15 protein-coding genes are annotated in these 18,769 nt (G+C 73.9%); 9 read left to right on the top strand and 6 right to left on the bottom strand.

The features are described 5' to 3' along the window. Positions 1-156 precede the first annotated feature (156 nt). From CXR44_RS03845 to CXR44_RS03835, 3 genes are read left to right on the top strand one after another with little or no spacing between them, the layout of a single operon-like run. Positions 157-1,551, top strand: coding sequence for an MFS transporter (locus CXR44_RS03845; protein ID WP_101783397.1), 1,395 nt, complete (start codon positions 157-159; stop codon positions 1,549-1,551). Then, positions 1,548-4,019 carry a PEP/pyruvate-binding domain-containing protein gene (locus tag CXR44_RS03840; RefSeq protein ID WP_101783396.1) on the top strand — a complete coding sequence of 824 codons (2,472 nt, stop codon included), beginning with the start codon at positions 1,548-1,550 and terminating at the stop codon, positions 4,017-4,019. The genes CXR44_RS03845 and CXR44_RS03840 overlap by 4 nt, the downstream gene beginning before the upstream one ends. Positions 4,020-4,029: 10 nt before the next feature. After that, positions 4,030-4,626, top strand: coding sequence for a TetR/AcrR family transcriptional regulator (locus CXR44_RS03835; protein ID WP_101783395.1), 597 nt, complete (start codon positions 4,030-4,032; stop codon positions 4,624-4,626). Here CXR44_RS03835 and CXR44_RS03830 read toward each other — a convergent pair. Beyond that, positions 4,620-5,318, bottom strand: a complete 699-nt coding sequence (locus tag CXR44_RS03830; RefSeq protein ID WP_101783527.1) for a TetR/AcrR family transcriptional regulator — start codon at positions 5,316-5,318, stop codon at positions 4,620-4,622. The genes CXR44_RS03835 and CXR44_RS03830 overlap by 7 nt on opposite strands. A gap of 144 nt (positions 5,319-5,462) precedes the next feature. Here CXR44_RS03830 and CXR44_RS03825 point away from each other — a divergent pair, with 144 nt between their 5' ends. Continuing rightward, complete coding sequence (locus CXR44_RS03825; RefSeq protein WP_101783394.1) at positions 5,463-6,374, top strand: NAD-dependent epimerase/dehydratase family protein; 912 nt, start codon at positions 5,463-5,465, stop codon at positions 6,372-6,374. Continuing rightward, the gene (locus CXR44_RS03820) at positions 6,371-7,267 is read left to right on the top strand and encodes a Gfo/Idh/MocA family protein (protein WP_101783393.1); all 897 of its coding nucleotides are present in this window, start codon (positions 6,371-6,373) and stop codon (positions 7,265-7,267) included. The genes CXR44_RS03825 and CXR44_RS03820 overlap by 4 nt, the downstream gene beginning before the upstream one ends. Here the strand turns inward: CXR44_RS03820 and CXR44_RS03815 are convergent. Beyond that, positions 7,256-8,080 carry a trypsin-like serine peptidase gene (locus CXR44_RS03815; RefSeq protein WP_101783392.1) on the bottom strand — a complete coding sequence of 275 codons (825 nt, stop codon included), beginning with the start codon at positions 8,078-8,080 and terminating at the stop codon, positions 7,256-7,258. The genes CXR44_RS03820 and CXR44_RS03815 overlap by 12 nt on opposite strands. A 209-nt stretch (positions 8,081-8,289) precedes the next feature. Further along, on the bottom strand, positions 8,290-9,567 hold the full coding sequence (locus CXR44_RS03810) for a Glu/Leu/Phe/Val family dehydrogenase (RefSeq protein ID WP_101783391.1): 1,278 nt from the start codon (positions 9,565-9,567) through the stop codon (positions 8,290-8,292). Between the two features lie 234 nt (positions 9,568-9,801). Between CXR44_RS03810 and CXR44_RS03805 the strand changes: the two genes are divergently transcribed. From CXR44_RS03805 to CXR44_RS03795, 3 genes are all read left to right on the top strand, one after another. Next, the gene (locus CXR44_RS03805; RefSeq protein WP_101783390.1) at positions 9,802-11,349 is read left to right on the top strand and encodes an alkaline phosphatase D family protein; all 1,548 of its coding nucleotides are present in this window, start codon (positions 9,802-9,804) and stop codon (positions 11,347-11,349) included. A 96-nt stretch (positions 11,350-11,445) separates the two neighbouring features. Then, a complete protein-coding gene (locus CXR44_RS03800) occupies positions 11,446-12,057 on the top strand; it encodes an RNA polymerase sigma factor (protein ID WP_101783389.1) in 612 nt (203 codons plus the stop codon). Then, complete coding sequence (locus CXR44_RS03795; RefSeq protein WP_101783388.1) at positions 12,050-13,378, top strand: CU044_5270 family protein; 1,329 nt, start codon at positions 12,050-12,052, stop codon at positions 13,376-13,378. Before CXR44_RS03800 ends, CXR44_RS03795 begins: the two co-directional genes overlap by 8 nt. 249 nt (positions 13,379-13,627) lie before the next feature. Here CXR44_RS03795 and rocD read toward each other — a convergent pair whose 3' ends face one another. From rocD to CXR44_RS03780, 3 genes are all read right to left on the bottom strand, one after another. Beyond that, positions 13,628-14,839 (bottom strand): ornithine--oxo-acid transaminase, encoded by a 1,212-nt coding sequence (rocD, locus tag CXR44_RS03790; RefSeq protein WP_101783387.1) that lies wholly within the window; start codon positions 14,837-14,839, stop codon positions 13,628-13,630. After that, positions 14,840-15,637: a dimethylargininase gene (gene ddaH / locus CXR44_RS03785; RefSeq protein ID WP_101783526.1), complete on the bottom strand. Its 798-nt coding sequence runs from the start codon at positions 15,635-15,637 to the stop codon at positions 14,840-14,842. A 181-nt stretch (positions 15,638-15,818) separates the two neighbouring features. Continuing rightward, positions 15,819-16,304 (bottom strand): Lrp/AsnC family transcriptional regulator, encoded by a 486-nt coding sequence (locus CXR44_RS03780; protein ID WP_101783386.1) that lies wholly within the window; start codon positions 16,302-16,304, stop codon positions 15,819-15,821. An 81-nt stretch (positions 16,305-16,385) separates the two neighbouring features. Between CXR44_RS03780 and CXR44_RS41915 the strand changes: the two genes are divergently transcribed. Further along, positions 16,386-18,740 (top strand): GH1 family beta-glucosidase, encoded by a 2,355-nt coding sequence (locus CXR44_RS41915; protein WP_101783385.1) that lies wholly within the window; start codon positions 16,386-16,388, stop codon positions 18,738-18,740. Positions 18,741-18,769 lie beyond the last annotated feature (29 nt).

The raw sequence follows: 18,769 nt of genomic DNA, 5'->3' as shown, positions 1-18,769 counted from the left end.
CGCGGGCAGGGGTGAACGCGTGGCCGATCGTCGGGCGTCGGCACTGGTCCCACCGGATGCGCTCCACCACGGCGTGGCCAAGTAGTGAACATTGCGTTTCCTAAAGGTGGCGCGTACTCTCATTAGAGAACGAGCCGTTCTTTACAGGAGGCGAGGATGAAGGCGGTCCTGCCGGGGTTGCTGCTGGCGATGCTCCTGGGGGCGCTCGACCAGACGGTGATGGCGCCCGCGCTGCCCGCCGTGGCCGGTGATCTGGGCGGGCTCGACCAGATGCCCGCCGTCGTCACCGCCTACCTGGTGGCGGCCACCGTCGTGATGCCGGTGTACGGCAAGCTCGGTGACCGGTACGGCCGCAAGCCGATGATGCAGGCGGCGATCCTGATCTTCGTGGCCGGTGCCGTGCTCTGCGCGCTGGCCGGGACCATGACACAGTTCGTGGTGTTCCGCGCCGTGCAGGGCGTCGGTGGAGGCGGGCTGGTGATCGGGGCCCAGGCGATCATCGGTGAACTGGTGAGCCCCCGGGAGCGGGGCCGCTACCTGGGCCTCATCGGCGCCGCGTACGTCGTCGCCGCCGTCGGAGGCCCGCTGCTGGGCGGGCTCGCCGTCGACCGGCTCGACTGGCGGTGGATCTTCGCCGGCTACCCGCCGCTCGGGCTGGTGGCGTTGGCGCTGCTGACGGTCACCCTGCGCCTGCCCGCGCCGAGCCGGGAGCACGGCGGTGCGCCGATCGACTACGCCGGAGCGTTCGCGCTGGGCGCGGCCGTGGTGGGGGTCGTGCTGCTGGGGCAGACGCGGGAGCCGGTCTTCCTCCTCGTGGCGGCCGCCGGCGCGGCGGCCTGGCTGGTGAGCGCGCGCCGCGCGGCCGACCCGATCCTGCCGCTGCGGCTCTTCCGCGACCGGGCCTTCGCCGTGCCGGTGGCGATCAGCCTGCTCATCGGGTTCGCCCTGTTCGGCACCCTCACGTACCTGCCCGCCTACCTGCAGCTCGCGCTGCGCTCGTCCGCGACGCAGGCGGGACTGCCGGTGACCGCGCTCATGGCGGGCGTGCTGGTCACCACGGTCGTCTCCGGCCGGCTGATCACCCGCACCGGGCGCTACAAGGCCTATCCGGTCGCGGGCACCGCGCTCGCCACGGCCGGTCTGGCGCTGCTGGGCCTGACCGGCGGCGCCGGGCCGGCGGCTGTCGCGGGCGTGCTGCTGCTGACCGGCCTCGGGGTGGGGCTGGTCATGCAGGTCATGGTCACGGTCGCGCAGAACGCCGTCGGCCGGGCCGACCTGGGCGCCGCGACGTCGGCGGTGACGTTCCTGCGGCAGGTCGGCGCCTCCGCCGGAGTGGCGCTCGCCGGCGCGCTGATCACCTGGCGGATGGCGGGCGACGTCCCGCCATCCGCGTCCCCGGAGCTGTCCGACGCGGCGCGGGCCGCCTTCGCCGAGGCCGTCCCGCCCGTCCTCGGTGCCATGGCGCCGCTGATGGCCGTGGCCTTCGTCCTCGCGCTGGCCCTGCCGGCGCGCCCCCTCCGCACCACCTCCCACGTCGAGGAGAACGCATGACACTCGTCGCCCCGCTGCGCGCATTCGGCCGGGACGATCTCGCCGAGGCCGGCGGCAAGGCCGCCAACCTGGGCGAGCTCGTCCGCAACGGCTTCCCCGTCCCCGGCGGCTTCGTCGTCACCACCGCCGCCTTCGAACTGGCCGTCGCCGAGCACGGCGGCCGCGACGGCCTGGCGCGGGCGTCGCTGCCGGAGGAGCTGCGCGCCGCCGTCGCCGCCGCCTACGCCGAGCTCGGCGGCGGCCCGGTCGCCGTGCGCTCCAGCGCCACCGCCGAGGACCTGCCCGGCGCCGCGTTCGCCGGGCAGCAGGACACCTACCTCAACGTCGTGGGGGAGGAGGCGCTGGCCGACGCCGTACGCCGCTGCTGGGCGTCGCTGGGCAACGAGCGCGCGGTCGCCTACCGGCGCAGGCTGCGCGTCGCCGACGACGACGTCAGCATCGCGGTGGTGGTGCAGAGCATGGTGGAGGCCGAGACGGCCGGCGTGATGTTCACCGCCGACCCGGTCAGCGGCGACCGCTCGCGGACCGTGATCGACGCGAGCGCCGGGCTCGGCGAGGCGGTCGTCTCGGGTCTGGTCACCCCCGACCACTACGTGCTCGACGCCGCGGGCCGGGTCGTCTCCCGCACCACGGGCCGCCGCGAGGTGGTCGTCCGCTCCGCCGCGGGCGGCGGCGTCGTCCACGAGAGCGGGCCGGCCACTGCGGGGGCCGGCTCGACGGCGCGGGACGGCGGGACGGTCCTGCCGGACGCGGCGCTGCGTGAGCTGGCCCGGCTGGGCGCGGAGGTCGCCGCCCACTTCGGCCGTCCTCAGGACATCGAGTGGGCGTACGCGGGCGGCCGGGTGTGGCTGCTGCAGGCCCGCCCCATGACCGCCCTGCCGCCACCGCCGCTCGGCCGGCTGGGGCCGCTGCGGCGCCGTCTCGGCGCCGTCCTGAGCGAGTACGTGCCCGTGCGGCCGTACCCGATCGACGCCTCCACCTGGCTGCCGTACGGCCCGGCCGGGCTGATGGCCCAGGTGATGGCGACCTTCGGCATCCGCGACGCCTTCGAGGGCTTCCTGGTGGAGGAGGACGGCGTCGTCCACGCGCTGGTGCCGCCGCGCCCGCGTCCCACGGCCGGGCTGCTCGCCGCGCCGTACCGGATCGCCACCCGGGTCAGGAGGTACGACCCGGCCCGGTGGACGGACGATCCCCGCTTCCGGCAGGTCACGGCGGGCACGCGGGAGCTGGCCGGGCGCGACCTGCGCGCCATGTCGTGGCCCGAGCTGGTCCGCATGCCCAGGCGGGCGCTCGACGTGGTGCGGCCCGTGGCCGGGCTGCGTGCCGACTACCTGCCCGGCGCCGGTGTCGCGCTGCTGCGGCTGCGGCTGGCGCTCGGCCTGCTCGGCGCCGCGCCGATGTTCGGCGAGCTGATCGCCGGCGCGCGCACCCGCACCGGCGACGCGAACAGGGCGCTGGAGGAGCTGGCGCAGGAGGCGCGGCGGACCGGCGTCCTCGACACCGCTCCGCCGCCCGGTGCTCCCGGCGTCGATGCGCTGCCTGCCGCCTTCGCCGCGCGGCTGCGCGCGTTCCTCGCCGAGTACGGTCACCGCGAGACCGTGAGCCCGCTCCTGGTCACCCCGCCCACCTGGGCCGACGCCCCGGAAGCGGTGCTCGGCACGATCAGGATGCTGGCGGCCGGTCACCACGCCGAGGCGGATCCCGGCGCCGCCGGCGCGCTCGACCGGCTGCTCGCGCACCCCCGGCTGCGCCGTTCGCGCGCCCGGCGGGCCAGGATGACCCGCAGGGTCGAGGCGGCCCGCGCCGGGGTCGCCTTCCGGGAGGACAGCCACTTCTTCTTCACCATGCCGCTGCCCGTCCTGCGCAGGTCGCTGCTGGAGCTCGGGCGCAGGCTGCGTGACGCGGCCGTGCTCGACGAACCCGAGGACGTCTTCCACCTCCGGCTGGAGGAGCTGGAGGCGATCGGCGACCTGGCCACGGCCGGCCGGGAGCGGCTCGGCCGGTTGCGGGCGGTCGCGCTGGCCCGGGCGGCCGAGCGGGAGCAGCTCACGGGCGTGCGGCTCATCGACCCGGCGGCCCTGTTCCCGCCGCGGCCGGCCGAGGGGGCGGTGGTCTCCGGGACTCCCGCGAGCGGCGGGCGGGCCACCGGCCCGGTGAAGGTCATCCGCGACCCGGCCCGGTTCGCCGATCTCTCGCGGGGCGACGTGCTCGTCTGCCCCTACACCAACCCCTCGTGGACGCCGCTGTTCCAGCGGGCCGCCGCCGTGGTGGTGGACACGGGCGGCAGCGCCTCGCACGCCGCCATCGTGGCCAGGGAGTACGGCATCCCCGCCGTCATGGGCACCGGCGGCGGCACCTCGATCCTGACGGACGGCCGGGTGGTGACCGTGGACGGCGACACGGGTCACGTGTTCGCCGCGTCCGAGGACGCCCACCATGGACGCGCCGCGGGGGAGCGGGCTCCGTAGGATGCCTGGCATGGTCACCGACCACCGCAAGCTGCCACGTCGCCGGGGCGACGCGCTCAACGCCGCGATCTTCCGGGCGACGCTCGACGAGCTGGCCGAGGCCGGATACGCCCGGCTCACCATGGAACGGGTGGCGGAGCGGGCCCGGGCCGGCAAGGCGTCCCTCTACCGGCGCTGGCCCACCCGCGCAGAGCTCGTCATGGACGCCGTCTACCACGTGCTCCCGGCCCCGTCGTCGGCGCCCGACACGGGCACGCTGCGCGGTGACGTCCTCGCCGTGCTGCGGGAGACGGCCCGGCTGCTCGCCGGTCCGGCGGGTGAGGCGCTGCGCGGGCTGCTCAGCGAGGCGCTGGCCGACGAGGCGCGGGCGGCCACGTTCCGGCAGCGTTCACACGGGCTGGGCCGCAGGACGATGGAGGAGATCACCCGCCGCGCGGTCGAGCGCGGCGAGATCGAGGCGGGCGCCGTGACCCCGCGCCGCCTGGATGCCGGCCAGGCGCTGCTCAGGCAGCACTTCCTGTTCTCGGGCCCGCCCGTCCCCGACGAGTTGCTGGTCGAGATCGTGGACGAGGTCGTCGTTCCGCTGTTCCGGACCGCGGCTCACTGAGCCAGGCCGAGCAGGCCTCCCAGCACGCGCATGGAGTGCTCGAAGGCCGCCCGCGTGTCGTCGATCGTGTTCGCGAACTGGCCGAACACCTCGAAGCTGACCCACCCGTACAGCCAGGTCCACGCGGTGAGCCCGCGCAGCACCAGGTCCTCGGGCACGCCGGGCATGAGGTCGGCCAGTCGTGCCGCCTCGGCCGCAGCGGCCGGTGAGGGCGGCGGGGCCACCTCGGGCGGGGTGAGCGCGCCGGCGTGGAAGGCGTCGGACACCAGGCGGCCGAACACCGTCACGTCGCGGATCCGGGCCGCCACCGTGTCCTGCGGCGCCTGGTAGCCGGGCACCGGCGAGCCGTACAGCAACGTGTACTCGTGCGGGCGCGCCAGCGCCCAGTCGCGCACCGCGTGACAGACGGCCGCCCACCTGCCCGGGAAGTCGTCGCGGGCGCAGGCGGCGTCGGCGCGCTCGACGGCCTCGCCGAGCGCGTTGTAGCCGTCGATGATCAGTGTGGTGAGCAGGTCGTCACGGCTCGGGAAGTAGCGGTAGACGGCCGAGGAGACCATGCCCATCTCCCGCGCGACGGCCCGCAGCGACAGGCCGCCGGCGCCCTCCGTCGCGAGCTGCCGGCGGGCGATGTCGGCGATCTCCCTGGTCAGCTCGGCTCTGACTCGTTCTCTCGCGGTACGGCTCGCTGTCATGCCCAGCACGCTACCAGAGCAGTGTCAGAAATCGAGAGCACTGCTCTTGACGATTGCCGCTCTCATGAGAGAGCATTGCTCTCGTAAGTGAGCGGCAGTAACCAGACACGCGGTCCTCCGCGTCTCCCGGAAGCAGGTCTGATCATGGGTAAGCACGTCGTCGTGGGTTCCGGCCAGGTCGGCACGCACCTGGCCACCAAGCTCCTCGCCCAGGGCCACGAGGTCACCGTCGTGACCCGGTCCGGCAGCGGCCCGGCCGGGGCCACCCGGGTGGCGGCCGACGTCGCCGACCGGCGCCGGCTGACCGAGGTCACCGCGGGCGCCGACGTCCTCTACAACTGCGTCAACCCCCAGTACCACCGCTGGCTCACCGACTGGCCGCCGATGGCCGAGTCGTTCCTGGCCACCGCCGAGGCGACCGGAGCCGTGCTGGTCATCCTGGGCAACCTCTACCCGTACGGGCCGGTCACCGGCCCGATGACCGAGGACCTGCCGCTCGCCTCCACCAGCCCGAAGGCCCAGGTCCGCGCCAGGCTGTGGGCCGACGCCCTGGCCGCGCACGAGGCCGGCCGGGTCAGGGTGACGGAGGTGCGCCCCTCCGACTACTTCGGCCCCGGCGCCAGCGACCAGTCCTACCTCGGTGACCGCTTCCTCGTGCCGCTGCGCGCCGGCCGGACGATCAGGCTCCTGTGGCCGGCCGACATGCCGCACAGCTGGAGCTACCTGCCGGACGTCGCCGACGCGCTCATCGTCGCCGGCTCCGACGAGCGCGCCTGGGGACGGCCGTGGCACGTGCCCACCACCGACCCGGTGAGCTTCCGGCAGCTCGGCGAGCGGATGGCCGCCATCCTCGGCAGGCCGGCGCCCCGCATGACGCAGCTCCCGTGGCCGCTGGTGCGCACGCTGGGGCTGTTCTCGCCGATGGTGGGAGAGCTGCGGCACGTCCGCTACCAGTTCGTCGCGCCGTACGAGCTCGACTCCTCGGCGTTCCAGGAGACGTTCGGGGTCCGGCCGACGCCCCTGGACGAGGCGCTGAAGGCTACGCTCGCCTCATGAGGATCGCCGTGATCGGCCTGGGCGACATCGCAGAGAAGGCCTACCTTCCCGTGCTCGCCGCCCAGCCGGGGCTCGAACTGCACCTGTGCACCCGCGATCGGGCGAGGCTGGACCGGCTCGCCGACGCCCACCGGGTGGCCGGCCGGTCCACCTCGGTGGAGGAGGTCGTCAAGGCCGGGGTCGACGCGGCGTTCGTGCACGCCGCCACCCCCGCCCACCGCGACCTGGTCGAGCCGCTGCTCAGGGCGGGCGTGCACGTCTACGTCGACAAGCCGATCGCCGACAACCTGGCCGACTGCGAGCACCTCGTCCGGCTCGCCCACGCCGAGCGCAGGTCGCTCATGGTGGGGTTCAACCGCCGTTACGCCCCCGGCTACGTGGGCCTGGCGGCGATGCCCCGCCACCTGATGATCATGGAGAAGAACCGCGCCGACCACGCCGAGACGCCCCGCCGGGTGGTGTTCGACGACTTCATCCACGTGGTCGACACGCTGCGCTTCCTCGTCCCCGGCGAGGTCGCCGGCGTCCGCTTCCGCACCCGGGTCCGTGACGGGCTGCTGGAGCACGTCGTGCTGGAGCTGTCGGGCGACGGCTTCACCGCGATCGGCGTGATGAACCGGGTGAGCGGCGCGAGCGAGGAGAGCTGCGAGGCCATGGGCGACGGCGTCAAGCGCCGCGTGGTCAACCTCGGCGACGTCATCGACTACGCGGGCGGGGAGACGTTCACCCGGCGCCCCGACTGGGTCCCGGTCGCCCGGCAGCGCGGCATCGAGCAGATCTGCCTGGAGTTCCTCGACGCCGTCCGCGAGGACCGGCTGCTCAGCGCGGACGACGCCCTGGTCACCCACGCGATCTGTGAGGACATCGTCGCCCAGGCGGGGTCAGGCGGGTGAGCGGAGCCGCATCCAGCGGTCCGACTCGGCCAGCATCCGGCCGAACACCCGCCCGCCGAGCCGCGTCAGCACGGTGAAACCCCGCCGGTCGCCCAGCGGGCTCGACGAGGACACCACCCCGGCCACCGCCCCGTCGTGCAGGGCGGGCCCGCCGCTGCCGCCGGCCGGGGCGTGGCAGTTGCGGGTGACCAGCAGGCCTGGCCCCCGGCCGACCGCCTCGGCCGCGTCGCCGAGGCAGCGGTAGAGCCGGGTCCCCGGATAGCGCTTGCCGGCCGGATATCCGAGGAGCTCCAGCCCGCGCAGCGAGGTGCCGCGGGCGGTGCGCAGCGGTCGCAGCCCCGGACCGGTCACGGCCTCCAGCGGCTCCCCGCGCGGGGCCACCCCCACCAGGCCGATGTCGTACGGGAGCAGGTCGGTGGAGTACGGCTGGTTGCGCCAGCGCGGGGGCACCCAGGTGCGCACGGCCGGCCAGACCCCGAGCGGCGTCCGTCCCCGGTCGAACCCCGGCAGGAACACCACCTGCCGCAGCGGCCTGCCCTTGTCGTGCAGGCAGTGGGCCGCTGTCAGCACCAGGCTCCGGCTGCGCGACCCGATCACCGTGCCGCCGCACATCACCACGTCGCCGCTGACCGGATCGTGGGCCATCAGCACCCCGGTCAGCCGCTGCTGGTCGGTGTGCGGGCGGGTGACCGGCGCGTATCCGAGCCGGTCGCCGCCGGGCGTCAGCACCCGCTGCTCGGGTACGGAGCGCTCGGCCGCCCCGGTGAGGCCGGACGGGGAGAGCAGGGTGAGGGACAGCACCAACCTGAGCACGCTGCCACTCTAGATCCCCATGATCACCGCCCTGACCTGCGACACCGTGGTTTACCCAACTTGTGCGCGGCGGGACCGGGACCGGCCCGGCGTTCGCCCGGCTGCCGGCGACGCGCCGGAGCGGGCCGGGGCACCGCTTCCCGAGTCGTGGTCGCGCCGCCGGCGGGCGTACCCGATCCGGAGGGGGTACGCCCGCCGGCGGCGGCCGGTCAGGGGTAGAGGCCGCGCATCCGGTGCGCGTCCGCCACGCGGCCGACGCCGATGGCGTGGGCGGCCTGCCGCAGCGTGAGGCCGCGGTCCGTCGCGAGCGTCCGTACCTCGTCGTAGGCGCTCTCCATGAGGTCGCGCAGCTTCAGCTCGACCTCCTTGGCGCTCCAGGAGTAGGCCTGCATGTTCTGCACCCACTCCAGGTAGGACACGATCACCCCGCCGGCGTTGGCCAGGATGTCCGGCACCACCGTCGCGCCGTTGCCGGCCAGGATCTCGTCCGCCTCCGGCGTGGTGGGGCCGTTGGCGCCCTCCACGATCAACCGGGCCCGCACCCGGGGCGCGTTCTCCTCGGTGATCACGTTCTCCAGGGCGGCCGGGACCAGCAGGTCGACGTCCAGCTCGACCAGCTCGTCACGCTCCATCGCGTCGGCGCCGCGATAGCCGTGCACGCCGCCCGACTCGGCGACCCACGCGCGCAGCGCGACGACGTCGAGCCCGCCGGAGGCGTGCACCGCGCCGGTGGCGTCGGAGACGGCGACCACCGTGCAGCCGGCGTCGGCGAGGTACTGGGCGGCGAGCGCGCCCACCTTGCCGAAGCCCTGCACCGCGACGGTCACGCCCTCGGGCGAGCGACCGAGGGCGGCCAGCGCCGCGATCTGCACACCGCGCGAGGTGGCGCCCGCCCGGCCGAGCGAGCCGCCCAGCGTCATCGGCTTGCCGGTGACCACACCGGGCACCGAGTAGCCGGCGTTGACGCTGTAGGTGTCCATGATCCAGGCCATGGTCTGCTCGTCGGTGCCGACGTCGGGGGCCGGGATGTCCTTCTCCGGGCCGATCAGCGGCAGGATCTCGTTGACGTAGCGGCGGGTCAGCCGTTCCAGCTCGCGGGTGGTCAGCGTGGCCGGGTCCACGGCGACGCCGCCCTTGGCGCCGCCGTACGGGATGCCGACCAGCGCGCACTTCCACGTCATCCACATCGCGAGCGCGGTGACCTCGTCCAGGTCGGTGCTGGGGTGGAAGCGGATGCCGCCCTTGGCGGGGCCGCGCGAGATGTTGTGCTGCACGCGGAAGCCCTGGACGACGTCGAGCCGGCCGTCCTCGCGGCGGACGGGCACCGACACGGTCAGCGACCGGCGCGGCGTGGCGAGCATCGCGCGCAGCCCGTCGTCGAGCCCGAGGTGTTCGGCGGCCTGGTGGAGCTGGTGCAGTGCGGAGTCGAGGGCCTGGCGGCCCGGGGTGATCAGGGCCGGCGTCCTTGACGGCACCATGACGGTCATGGAAGGAGTTCCTCCTGTGCTGGACGCCCGGCAAACGAGATAGGCGCCATTGCCTACCCCTTTGGGCGTCTTGTCGCGATGATCCTATTACGAGGCGTTTTATGGCGCCGATAGATTTCGTGAAAAGGATCTGCTGCCACCGCATCCAACCCGGTGACCGATGCGTTTGGCTACGTGCCACTCTGGCAGTCTTGAGGTCCGGAGTGTGCCGAACTGTCGAATCAGGAGGTGCGGATGTCCGCACTGGTGATCGGGCCGATGCTGCGTTATGTGGACACGTCGAGCGCCTCCGTCTGGGTGGAGACCGGCGAGCCGGGCGTCGTGGCCGTGGTGGCCGACGGGCGCAGGTACGAGTCGCGCACGTTCACCGTGCACGGCCACCACTACGCCATGGTGGACCTGACCGGCCTCACGCAGGACGTCGCGGGCTACGCCGTGGAGCTGGACGGCGAGCAGGTGTGGCCGCTGGAGGGACGCCCGCCGAGCCGCATCCGGTTGCTGCCCGCCGACGGTCCCCGGACGATGACGTTCGGCTCCTGCCGGACCAGCGTGCCCCATGACACGGCCCACGTGCTGACCCACGGCGAGGACGTCCTGCGCACCTACGGCGCCCACCTCATGACGGCCCCGGACGAGGAGTGGCCAGACCTGCTGCTCCTGCTCGGCGACCAGGTGTACGCCGACAGCCCGTCCCCCGAGATGCTGGAGTTCATCCGCGGGCGCCGCGACACCGAGCCGCAGGACGAGATCGCCGACTACGAGGAGTACGCCGAGCTCTACCGCCGGGCGTGGACCGACCCCGAGATCAGGTGGCTGCTGTCCACCGTGCCCACGGCGATGATCTTCGACGACCACGACCTGCGCGACGACTGGAACACCTCCCACAGCTGGCGCGAGCAGATGGCCGCGACGAGCTGGTGGCGTCGCCGGGTGATCTCCGGGCTCGGCGCGTACTGGGTCTACCAGCACCTGGGCAACCTGTCGCCGGCCGAGCGCGCCGACGACGCGCTGCTGCGCACGCTGATGGAGGGCGGCGGCGCCGACGCGCTCGACGGCTTCGCCGAGAAGGCCGACGCCGACCCGAGCTCCAACCGGTGGAGCTACTCCCGCGACCTCGGCCACACCCGCCTCATCGTGGTCGACACCCGCTGCGCCCGGCAGCTGACCCCCGGCGACCGGCGGATGCTGGACGCGGGGGAGTGGGAGTGGCTGGTCGAGGAGGTCTCCAGGCCGGCCGAACGGCTCGTCATCGGCTCGTCGATCCCGTTCATGCTGCCCGAAGGCGTCCACTACGTCCAGAACTGGAACGAGGCCCTGTGCGACGGCGCCTGGGGCAGGCTCGTGCAGCGGCTGTCGGAGGCGTTCAGGCAGGCCGTCGACCTGGAGCACTGGGCGGCCTTCCGCCGCTCGTTCGACGACCTGGCCCGGCTGCTCGCCGGGCTCGGCAAGCCGGTGGTGCTGCTGTCGGGCGACGTCCACTACTCCTATGTGGCCAAGGCGCGTGGCCGCCAGATCTGGCAGGTGGTCTGCTCGCCCATCCGCAACCCGCTCAGTCCGCTGCTGCGCTGGGCCAACGTCCTCACCCAGTTCGGCGTGGCCCCCCTCGTCGGCGGACTGCTCGCCCGGGTGGCCCGCCTGCCCAGGCCGCCGTTCCGCTGGCGGGTGACGCACGGGCCGTGGTTCCAGAACGCCGTGGCGACGCTCACCTTCCCCGACGGCGCCACCTGGTACGAGTCGAAGAACGGGGAGTTCCAGGAGATCGACACGGTCCGGCTGACCTGACGCGCCCCCGGCCGGTCACCGAGCCGATCGCGCGGGGACGCCCGGCGAAATAGGCGGAACCGGTCCTGCCCGTGCGGCCAACAACAGGGTGACCGCATGAGAGAGGACCGGCACGTGGTGAGTGTTCGGGCATTACCCGACAAGCTGGACGACTCGGAGCTGATCGAGCGTTCGCTGAGCGACCCGGAGAGCTTCGCGTCGCTGTTCGACCGGCACGCCGAGGAGATCCACCGGTACGCCGCCCGGCGCCTCGGGCCCGAGCTGGCCGACGACGTGACGGGGGAGGTGTTCCTGGCGGCCTTCCGGGGCCGGGCGCGCTACGACCGCACCTGGCCGGATGCCCGGCCCTGGCTGTACGGCATCGCCACCAAGGTCGTCGCCCAGCACCGCCGGGCCGAACGGCGGCGCAACCACGCGCTGTCCAGGGTGAGCGCCGAACGGCCCGGCACGTTCGACGAGCGCAGCGCCGACCGGGTCACGGCCGAGCAACTGCAGCCGAGGCTGGCCAGGGCGCTGACCCGGCTGAGCGCGGCCGAACGCGACCTGCTGCTGCTCGTCGCCTGGGCCGACCTCACCTACGAGGAGGCGGCCGTAGCGCTGCGCGTGCCCGTCGGTACGGTCCGGTCCCGGCTGCACCGGCTCCGCGTGAAGCTGCGCAGAGCCCTCGGCGGCGCCAACCCCTTCGCAGAGGAGTCCCAGCATGGATGACGAGATCCGCGCCTTCGCGGACGGCCGGCCCGCCGCTCCGCCGTACTCGCAGGATGCCCGCGCGCGGGCCCGCGACCGGCTGCTGCGGGAGGCGCGCGGGCACGGAGGCCTGCGCCGGCCGCGCCTGGGCTGGCAGGCCGCGGCCGCGTTCGGGATCACGGTCACGCTGGTCGGGGGCGTGGCCGTGGCCCTGACGGGCGACAGGCAGGGCCCCGACGCGGCCACGTCCGTGTCGCAGGCCGGCGTCTCCTTCCCCGAACTGGACCCCAAGCCGGGCCAGTTCATCCTGGTGGAGTCGGACACCATGTACGGGTCGCACGCGATCCGCGAGGGCGGCGAGACCCGTCACCTCTACCGGACGCACCGCAAGATCTGGCAGTCGGTGGACGGGAGCGCCGACGGCCTCCTGCTGATCGAGGGCCGCGAGCCGAAGCCCTATCCGGGCGAGAAGGACCTGCCGCAGGACGCCGCGAACTGGCGGGGGTCCAGCTGGACCCTGCTGAACTCCTGCTCGCAGCCCAAGGGGCCGTATAGGGACGACTTCGCCTACCTGAGCACGTTGCCCACCGAGCCCGCCGCGATGCGCGGCCACCTCTACCAGGGGGACCCGGGGCCGTCCCCGAAGGGGGACGCCGACGTGAGGGCCTTCCAGGACGCCGTCGAGATCCTGCGCGAGGGTTACCTGCCCAAGGCGCAGCGTGCCGCCCTGTACGAGGCGATCAAGTCGATCGACGGGGTGGTCGAGACGCCGGGAGTCGCGGACTCCGCCGGGCGGCGCGGTGTTGCTCTCGGGCGGACGTGGGCGCAGACAGGGCTCCACGAGGAGATCATCTTCGATCCTGAGACGCGCATGATGCTGGGCGAACGGGCGACGGTCGCGGACGGCAGGACCGCCAAGGCGCCGGTGGGCGCCGTCGTGGCCCACACGGCCCAGCTGAAGGTGTCGGTCGTGGACGAGCTGCCCGAGGCTCCCGCCGGGACCGCGCGCAGCGACTGCATGCCGGCGCCGACCGAGTCCCCGACGCCGCCACCCACCGCCCCGCCGTCGGACGCGCAGGCAACAGCCCCGCCGTCGGAGGCGCCGGCCTCCGCCCGGCCCAGCACGCCGCTGTCGGACGCGCCGGACGCCCCTCGCCCGACGGACGCCCCCGCGGAAGGGCCCGCGGACGCCCCCGTGGAAGAGCCCGTGGAAGGGCCCGCGGAAGGGCCCGCGGGAGGTTCCGCGCAGGCATCCGGCAGCCCGGCGCCGAGCGCTCCGTCCGCGGATGTCACGGACGGCCCGGCTCCGGGCGCCGCGCCGCCGGGTGCCCCGGTCTCCTGACGGGGTGCCGCGTCGCCGTGCGCGGGCCGTCTCACGGGGGACGTTCCGCGATGAGGCCGGACCCGCACAGCGGGACGGCCCGCGCCCCCGGCAGGTCGGTGGCGCGGGCCGTCCGGTCAGCGGCCCCGGCGGCCCAGGTGGCCCAAGTGGCCCCGGCGGCCCCGGTGGCCCCGGCGGGCCCGGTGCGCGGCGTCAACCGGCGACGGTCCGCCTGTGCTCGGCGGCTCGGCGGCTGAGCGGCTGAGCCGCTCAGCGGCGGAAGGACGCGATGGCCTCGGCGAGCCGGTCCACCGCCCAGAGGAGATCCTCCTCGGAGATCACGATCGGCGGTGCGAGCCGGATCGTGGAGCCGTGCGTGTCCTTGGCCAGCACTCCGCGCTCCATCAGCGCCTCCGACACCTCCCGGCCGGTGGCCAGGGACGGGTCGATGTCGACGCCCGCCCACAGGCCGCGCCCGCGCACGGTGACCACGCCGTCGCCGACCATCTCGCGCAGCCGCCCGTGCAGCACCTCGCCGAGCCGGGCGGCCCGCTCCTGGTACTCGCCGGTGTTGAGGATCTCGATGACGGCGTTGCCCACGGCGCAGGCCAGCGGGTTGCCGCCGAACGTGGACCCGTGCTGGCCCGGCTTGATCACGCCCAGCACGTCGGCGTCGGCGGCGACGGCCGACACCGGGACGACGCCGCCGCCCAGCGCCTTGCCCAGGACGTACATGTCGGGCACCACGCCCTCGTGCTCGCACGCGAACGTCCGGCCCGTGCGGCCCAGCCCCGACTGGATCTCGTCAGCGATCATGAGGATGCCCTCGGCCGTGCACAGCTCGCGCACCTGCGTGAGGTAGCCGTCCGGCGGCACCAGCACCCCGGCCTCGCCCTGGATGGGCTCCAGCAGCACGGCGACGGTGTTGGCGTCGATCGCCTCGCGGATCGCCTCGATCGACCCGTACTTCACGATCTTGAACCCGGGCGTGTACGGGCCGAAGCCGTCGTGCGCGTCGGGATCGGTGGAGAAGCTGACGATCGTGGTCGTCCGGCCGTGGAAGTTGTCCTCCATCACGATGATGGTGGCCTGCTCCGGCTCGACCCCCTTGACCTCGTAGCCCCACTTGCGGGCCACCTTGATCGCGGTCTCCACGGCCTCGGCGCCGGTGTTCATCGGCAGGATCATGTCCTTGCCGGTGAGGTCGCCCAGACCGCCACAGAACGCCGCGAACTGGTCATGGTAGAACGCTCGGCTGGTCAGCGTGAGATTCTGCAGCTGCTGCTGGGCCGCCTGGATGATCTTCGGGTTGCCGTGGCCGAAGTTCAGCGACGAGTAGCCGGACAGGCAGTCGAGGAACCGCCGCCCCTCCACGTCGGTCACCCAGGCGCCGTCCGCCTCGCGGATCACCACGGGCAGCGGATGGTAGTTGTGCGCGCTGCGGCGCTCGATTACGTCGATCAGCTCTGCGCTGGTGGTCATCTACTCTTCCCCCCTGATTTCCAGTGTGCAGCACTTGGGGCCGCCACCGGCCTTGCGCAGCTCCGACAGGTCGACCGGGATCGGCTCGTAACCGTGCCGCTTCAGCTCCAGCTGCAGGTCGGAGGCCTCGGCGTTGATCACCACGTGGGTGCCGTCGCTGACCGCGTTGAGGCCGAGCACCTCGGCGTCACGTGCCCCGGCGAGCACCGCGTCGGGGAACATCCGGCGCAGCAGCGCCTGGCTGCCCTCCGAGAACGCGCCCGGGTAGTAGCAGACGTTGCGGCCGTCCAGCGGGAACAGGGCCGTGTCGAGGTGGTAGAAGCGCGGGTCCACCAGCTTGAGCGACACCACCGGCCGGTTGACGAACTCCTGGGCCTCCAGGTGCGCCGCCACGTCCGTGCGGAAGCCCGTGCCGGCCAGCACGACCTCGTCCAGCGTCAGGAAGTCGCCCTCGCCCTCGTTGACGTGCTCGGGCTCCATCACGTCGAAGCCCCGCTCGGCGAACCACCGCAGGTAGGCCGGGCCCTCCGGGCCGCGCTGCGGGAAGGCGAACCGCGCGCCGTACACGCGCCGGTCCACCACCAGCGCTCCGTTGGCGGCGAAGACCATGTCGGGCAGCCCGTCGACCGGATCGATCAGGCTGACGCGGTGCCCGAGCTCCTCGTAGGCCGCCTTCAGGCCCTCCCACTGCCGGATCGCCACGTCGCGGTCGGCGCCCGCCGCCGGATCCATCCACGGGTTGATCGCGTACTCGACCGCGAAGTGCTCCGGGCGGCACATGAGGAAGTGTTTGGGCATGCGGAACTCCGTCATCGTCGTTCAGGGGTGGGGTTCACACGGAGGGTGACGGACACAGCCTAGGAATGCATGTTTCCGCAGGCCAGCGGTTGACATTGCGTCTTGGCGCAGGTCCGTTGCGCATTCGGCGCAGCGGGGCGCGATCCGTTGCGCGCCCTCCGGCGGACCGTCGCCCCCGTGCTCAGCGGGGCGCCGGCGACCCCGTACGGGGGTCGGTCAGGGCCGCGCCCGGCGGCAGGTCCACCAGCCGCGACAGCACGATGGAGCTCTTCGTCCGCACCACGAACGCCTCGGCCGCGATCCGCTCGATCACCCGCTCCACGTGACGCACGTCCGTCGCCCGGATGTGCAGCAACGCGTCGGCCTCGCCCGTGATCGTCGCCGCCGCCACCACCTCCGGGAACTTCGCCACCGCCATGGCGATGTCGGACGGCTTGGTCTTGCCCTGGCAGAACAGCTCGACGTACGCCTCGGTGGTCCAGCCCAGCGCTCGCGGCGCCACCCGGGCGCTGAAGCCGGTGATCGCCCCCGACTCGCGCAGGCGGTCGACGCGGCGCTTGACGGCCGACGCGCTCAGCCCCACCTGATGGCCGATCTCCGCGTAGGTCGCGCGGGCGTCCTCGACGAGTGCCGCGATGATGTCACGATCGAGCTGGTCCAGTTCCACGCGCCCTGTATATCGCCTAGCCGCGTCACCACGCGACGCGGCAGACTGGGCGCCGCCACAGTCGCCGAAGGGTTGTCACACATGAGCACGGCACCGTTCCCCGAGGGGTTCGTGTGGGGAGTGTCCACCTCCGCCTACCAGATCGAGGGAGCCACCACCGAGGACGGCCGCGGGCCGTCCATCTGGGACGCCTTCACCGGCGGACGCGACGGCGACCCGGCCTGCGACCACTACCGGCGCCACGCCGAGGACGTCCGGCTGATGAAGGACCTGGGCCTGTCGGCCTACCGGTTCTCGGTGAGCTGGCCGCGGGTGCTGCCCGAGGGCCGCGGCCGGCTCAACGGCAAGGGGCTCGACTTCTACGACAGGCTGGTGGACGAGCTGCTCGCCGCCGGCATCGCGCCGTACGCCACCCTCTACCACTGGGACCTCCCGCAGGCCCTGGAGGAGCTCGGCGGCTGGACCTCGCGCGACACGGCGAGGCACTTCGCCGACTACGCGGGGGCCGTGCACGACCGGCTCGGCGACCGCGTCGACACCTGGTTCACCCTCAACGAGCCGTGGGTGGCGGCCTTCGTCGGCCACGCCTCCGGCGTGCACGCCCCCGGCCGCACCTCACCGGCCGACGCCTTCGTCGCCGCCCACCACATGCTGCTCGCCCACGGGCTCGCGCTGGCGGAGCTGCGCGCGCGGGGCGCCGCCAGGGCCGGCATCGTGCTCAACCTGTCGCCCGTGCTCACCCCCGCCCAGCTCGCCGACTTCTCCGCGCGCCCGGCCGAGGAGGACGCCGAGGCGGTGGCGAGGATCGACGCCCTGCACAACCGGCAGTTCCTGGAGCCCGTCCTGCGCGGCCGCTACCCCGACGACCTGCTGCCGCTCGTGGCGCGCACCGCCGGGCTGGACCACATCCACGACGGCGACCTCGACGTCATCGGCAATCCCATAGACCTGCTCGGCGTCAACTACTACACGCCCATCGCGGTGCAGGCCCAGCCCGGCGCCCCGGCCCAGCCCGACTTCCCGGGCAGCGAGGGCGTGCTGTTCTGCAGCGTGCCGACCGCGGTGACCGCCATGGGCTGGCCCATCGTGCCGAGCGGCCTGTCCCTGGTGCTGCGGCGGCTTGCCGCCGACTACCCCGGCACCGAGCTGATGATCACCGAGAACGGCGCCGACTTCGAGGACGTCGTCACCGCCGACGGCATCCACGACGTCGACCGGATCGGCTTCGTCGAGGAGCACCTGCGCGCCCTGCGCGCCTCCCTCGACGAGGGCGTCCCCGTGCGCGGCTACCTGCTGTGGTCACTGCTCGACTGCGTCGAGTGGGCCGACGGCTACCGGCGCAAGTTCGGCATCGTGCACGTCGACTTCGACACCCAGCAGCGGCGGCTCAAGGACAGCGCCCTGTGGTACCGCGACGTCGTCCGCCGGGGCGGGCTCGGCGGCGACCGGCCGAAACGGCCCACGCTGGAGACCGTCGCGGCCCGCGCGAACGTCTCCCGCGCCACCGTCTCCCGCGTCGTCAACGGCGAGGCGTCGGTCAGCCCCGAGGTCCGCGCCGCGGTGCTGCGGGCCGTGCAGGAGCTCGGCTACGTCCCCAACGCCGCCGCCCGCAGCCTCGTCACCCGCCGCACCGACGCGGTCGCGCTGGTGCTGTCCACGGCCGCGCACCGCGGCGACGCGCTGGTCGCCGCCGTCGTCCGCTACGTCACCAGCGTGCTCGAAGGGGCCGGCAAGCAGATCACGCTCATGCTCGCCGACACGGCCGACGGCCAGCGGCGCGTCGTGCGGCACGTCGAGGCGAGGCAGGTGGACGGGGTCGTGCTGCTGCCGCCCGACGGCCACGGCCCGCTCGCGGAGCGGCTGGCCCGCACCGGCGTGCCCGTCGTGCTCCTCGGCAAGCCCGCCATCGCCTCGCTCGTGCCGTACGTGGACGCCGACCACGCCGGCGGCGCCGCGGCGGCCACGGCGCACCTGCTGGAGCGGGGGCGCCGCCGCATCGGCGTGATCTGCGGGCCGATGGACCTCCCCGGCGTCCAGGACCGTCTCACCGGCCACCGTGCCGCCCTGCAGGAGGCGGGGCTGCGGCCCCTGCTGGAGCCGGCCGGGCACGACCGCGCCTCCGGCGAGCAGGCCGCCCGGCGGCTCCTCGCCGACCATCCGGGGCTGGACGCCGTCTTCGCCACCTCCGACGACCTGGCGATCGGAGCCCTGCGAGCGGCGCGCGAGGCGGGCCGCCGGGTGCCGGACGACCTGGCGGTCGTGGGCTTCGACGACATCGACGCGGCGTCGTGCACCACGCCGCCGCTCACCACGGTCCGGGTGCCGGTGACGGACCAGGCGCTCGCCCTGGCCCGTCTCCTGCTGTCCCGCCTGGACGGCCGGCACGCCTCCCCGGTGGTCCTGCCGGCCCGGCTCGTCGTCCGCGACTCCTCGTAGGCGCCCGCTCGTCACGGCGCGGCCGCGCC

The organism is Nonomuraea indica, assembly GCF_002850745.1.
GTDB lineage: Bacteria > Actinomycetota > Actinomycetes > Streptosporangiales > Streptosporangiaceae > Nonomuraea > Nonomuraea indica.
This window is presented reverse-complemented; position numbering and strand designations above follow the sequence as displayed.

Coding starts and splice junctions, on each gene's coding strand:
- CXR44_RS03845 (WP_101783397.1), top strand. CDS start 157: ATGAAGGCGGTCCTGCCGGGGTTGCTGCTGGCGATGCTCCTGGGGGCG.
- ddaH (WP_101783526.1), bottom strand. CDS start 15,637: ATGCCCAAACACTTCCTCATGTGCCGCCCGGAGCACTTCGCGGTCGAG.
- CXR44_RS41915 (WP_101783385.1), top strand. CDS start 16,386: ATGAGCACGGCACCGTTCCCCGAGGGGTTCGTGTGGGGAGTGTCCACC.
- rocD (WP_101783387.1), bottom strand. CDS start 14,839: ATGACCACCAGCGCAGAGCTGATCGACGTAATCGAGCGCCGCAGCGCG.
- CXR44_RS03835 (WP_101783395.1), top strand. CDS start 4,030: ATGGTCACCGACCACCGCAAGCTGCCACGTCGCCGGGGCGACGCGCTC.
- CXR44_RS03800 (WP_101783389.1), top strand. CDS start 11,446: ATGAGAGAGGACCGGCACGTGGTGAGTGTTCGGGCATTACCCGACAAG.
- CXR44_RS03795 (WP_101783388.1), top strand. CDS start 12,050: ATGGATGACGAGATCCGCGCCTTCGCGGACGGCCGGCCCGCCGCTCCG.
- CXR44_RS03830 (WP_101783527.1), bottom strand. CDS start 5,318: ATGACAGCGAGCCGTACCGCGAGAGAACGAGTCAGAGCCGAGCTGACC.
- CXR44_RS03840 (WP_101783396.1), top strand. CDS start 1,548: ATGACACTCGTCGCCCCGCTGCGCGCATTCGGCCGGGACGATCTCGCC.
- CXR44_RS03805 (WP_101783390.1), top strand. CDS start 9,802: ATGTCCGCACTGGTGATCGGGCCGATGCTGCGTTATGTGGACACGTCG.
- CXR44_RS03810 (WP_101783391.1), bottom strand. CDS start 9,567: ATGACCGTCATGGTGCCGTCAAGGACGCCGGCCCTGATCACCCCGGGC.
- CXR44_RS03820 (WP_101783393.1), top strand. CDS start 6,371: ATGAGGATCGCCGTGATCGGCCTGGGCGACATCGCAGAGAAGGCCTAC.
- CXR44_RS03825 (WP_101783394.1), top strand. CDS start 5,463: ATGGGTAAGCACGTCGTCGTGGGTTCCGGCCAGGTCGGCACGCACCTG.